This is a genomic window from Sphingomonas pruni NBRC 15498, from assembly GCF_001598455.1.
Taxonomy (GTDB): Bacteria; Pseudomonadota; Alphaproteobacteria; order Sphingomonadales; family Sphingomonadaceae; genus Sphingomonas; species Sphingomonas pruni.
Window position 1 is genome coordinate 1 of record NZ_BCYZ01000148.1, and the last position, 2,070, is coordinate 2,070.

Annotated in this window: 4 protein-coding genes; 2 read left to right on the top strand and 2 right to left on the bottom strand. The window is 62.7% G+C overall.

The genetic code is table 11. The features are described from left to right. Positions 1 to 157: 157 nt before the first annotated feature. Both gmk and SPR01S_RS20930 read right to left on the bottom strand, forming a co-directional pair. Positions 158 to 814 (bottom strand): guanylate kinase, encoded by a 657-nt coding sequence (gmk, locus tag SPR01S_RS20925; protein ID WP_066593777.1) that lies wholly within the window; start codon positions 812 to 814, stop codon positions 158 to 160. A 31-nt stretch (positions 815 to 845) separates the two neighbouring features. Further along, positions 846 to 1,049 carry a hypothetical protein gene (locus SPR01S_RS20930; protein WP_066593778.1) on the bottom strand — a complete coding sequence of 68 codons (204 nt, stop codon included), beginning with the start codon at positions 1,047 to 1,049 and terminating at the stop codon, positions 846 to 848. 261 nt (positions 1,050 to 1,310) lie between these two features. Between SPR01S_RS20930 and SPR01S_RS20935 the strand changes: the two genes are divergently transcribed. Beyond that, the gene (locus SPR01S_RS20935; RefSeq protein WP_245662165.1) at positions 1,311 to 1,583 is read left to right on the top strand and encodes an ArsR/SmtB family transcription factor; all 273 of its coding nucleotides are present in this window, start codon (positions 1,311 to 1,313) and stop codon (positions 1,581 to 1,583) included. Next, the gene (locus tag SPR01S_RS20940; RefSeq protein ID WP_066593782.1) at positions 1,580 to 2,059 is read left to right on the top strand and encodes an SRPBCC family protein; all 480 of its coding nucleotides are present in this window, start codon (positions 1,580 to 1,582) and stop codon (positions 2,057 to 2,059) included. The genes SPR01S_RS20935 and SPR01S_RS20940 overlap by 4 nt, the downstream gene beginning before the upstream one ends. The last annotated feature ends 11 nt before the right edge of the window (positions 2,060 to 2,070 follow it).

A 2,070-nucleotide genomic window follows, 5' to 3' on the forward strand; every position in this document is an offset into this window, starting at 1 on the left:
AATCTAGCCTCTATTTCGTCATGCCGGGCCTGTCCCGGCATCCACCGTGCAGCAAAGCCGCCCAGTTTAGGATGAGCGGCACAGTCGACCCCGGGACAAGCCCGGGGCGACCAGTGGGATTGTGACGGGTGAACACTCCATCACCCAGCACTGACGCTCAATTATCCGGCAGTTTCCGAATGAACCCGATCAGCCCGCGTTGGCGCGAGCGCTTCAACCGCTCGGCGGTCAGGATCGTCTGAACGCAGGCGAAGCAATCGTCGAGATCGTCGTTGACCAGGACATAATCATAACCGTCCCAGTGGCTGACTTCCGCCTGGGCGCGTTCCATGCGGCGGTCGATGATGTCCTGGCTGTCGGTGTTGCGCCCCTCGAGCCGCTGGCGCAGCGTCTTCAGGCCCGGCGGCAGGATGAACACGCGCACGACATCGCCCCCCGCGAGCTGGAACAATTGCTGCGCGCCCTGCCAGTCGATGTCGAACAATATGTCCTGCCCGGCCTCGAGGTCCTTGAAGACCGTGTCGCGCGGCGTGCCGTAACGCTGGTCGAACACGCGCGCCCATTCGAGGAAGGCGTCGTCTTCGACCATGTCCTTGAACGTGTCGGTATCGACGAAATGATATTCGCGCCCCTCCTGCTCGCCCAGGCGCATCGGTCGCGTCGTATAGGAGATCGACATCTTGAGCCGACCATTCTCTTCCGCGAGCAGCCGGTTGGCGATGGTCGACTTGCCGGCGCCCGACGGCGAAGACAGCACGAACATCAGGCCACGGCGTTTGAAACCCGGCGGCTGCGAGGAACGATGATCGATCATGCGCGCTACTGGCGTGCGCGCAGGGCACACGTCAAGCGCTGGCGGGTTGGTTCCCGAACTTGCGCTTCAGATAGCGAGCACCGAGCGCCGCGCCGCCGAGCACGATCGCGGCGGGAACGACGCGCTTGGCAACCTCCCACGTCGCCACCCCGACAACCGCGCCGAGAGTCCCGCCCTCCCCATCGCGCTGGTCGATGTTGCGGCCGATGGCAGCGGCGATGAAGTCTCCGATCACACAATATCTCCCTGGATGTCTGTGATTGAAAGCCGGATGGCGCAGAAGGTTCCATGCCGTCACCCCAGCGAAAGCTGGGGTCTCAAGCCGTATCGCGCCCTCACCCGAGACCCCAGCTTTCGCTGGGGTGACAAAAAAATGCGCCGCAGACACTAAAGCACTTGCTAAACTGTTCGGCCTGGAATACTTAAGTGCATGCTTAACGAATCACCTTCCCTCGATCGCGTTTTCCACGCCCTCGCCGATTCCACGCGGCGGGCGATGGTGGAAAGGCTCGCGCTTCGGCCGATGTCGGTGAGCGAACTGGCGTCCCCCTTCGCCATGTCGCTTCCCGCCGTCATGCAGCACCTGGCGGTACTCGAGGAATCGGGACTGGTCCGGTCGCACAAGGCCGGGCGGGTCCGGACCTGCCGAATCGACACCGAGACGTTCGGCCTGGTCGAACGCTGGACCGCCGATTGCCGCAGCGAGTGGGAAGGCCGACTCGATAAGCTGGAGGACTATGTCAACACCCTGAAAGGACAGCAAAAATGACCGAGAAGACGATCATCCGCCCGGAACCGCTCGTGATCGAGCGCCATTTCGATGCGCCCCGCGCCATCGTGTTCCAGGCCTGGACCACGGCCGAGCATATGAAGAACTGGTTCAGCCCCGAACATTTCACCGTGCCGGAAGCCGTGATCGAATGCCGCCCCGGCGGCCGTTTCGACCTCTGCATGCAGGCACCCGATGGCCAGAAATTCTGGAACCATGGCCGCTTCATCGACGTGGTCGAGAATGAAAGCCTGTCGTTCGAGGCTGGCGCGCATGTCGACGACAGCGGCAATGCGCCGTTCGCGGTGCGGACGTTCGTGACTTTCACCGATGACGGCGACGGATCGCTGATGTCGGTCCGCCAGGAATATGAAATCTACGACGAAGCGGCCAAGGCGATGGTCGGCGGGGCGCCCGAAGGCTGGCGCACGACGTTGAACAAGCTCGAGGCCGAGGTGGCGCGGATCAAGGGGTAAAAAAACACAGA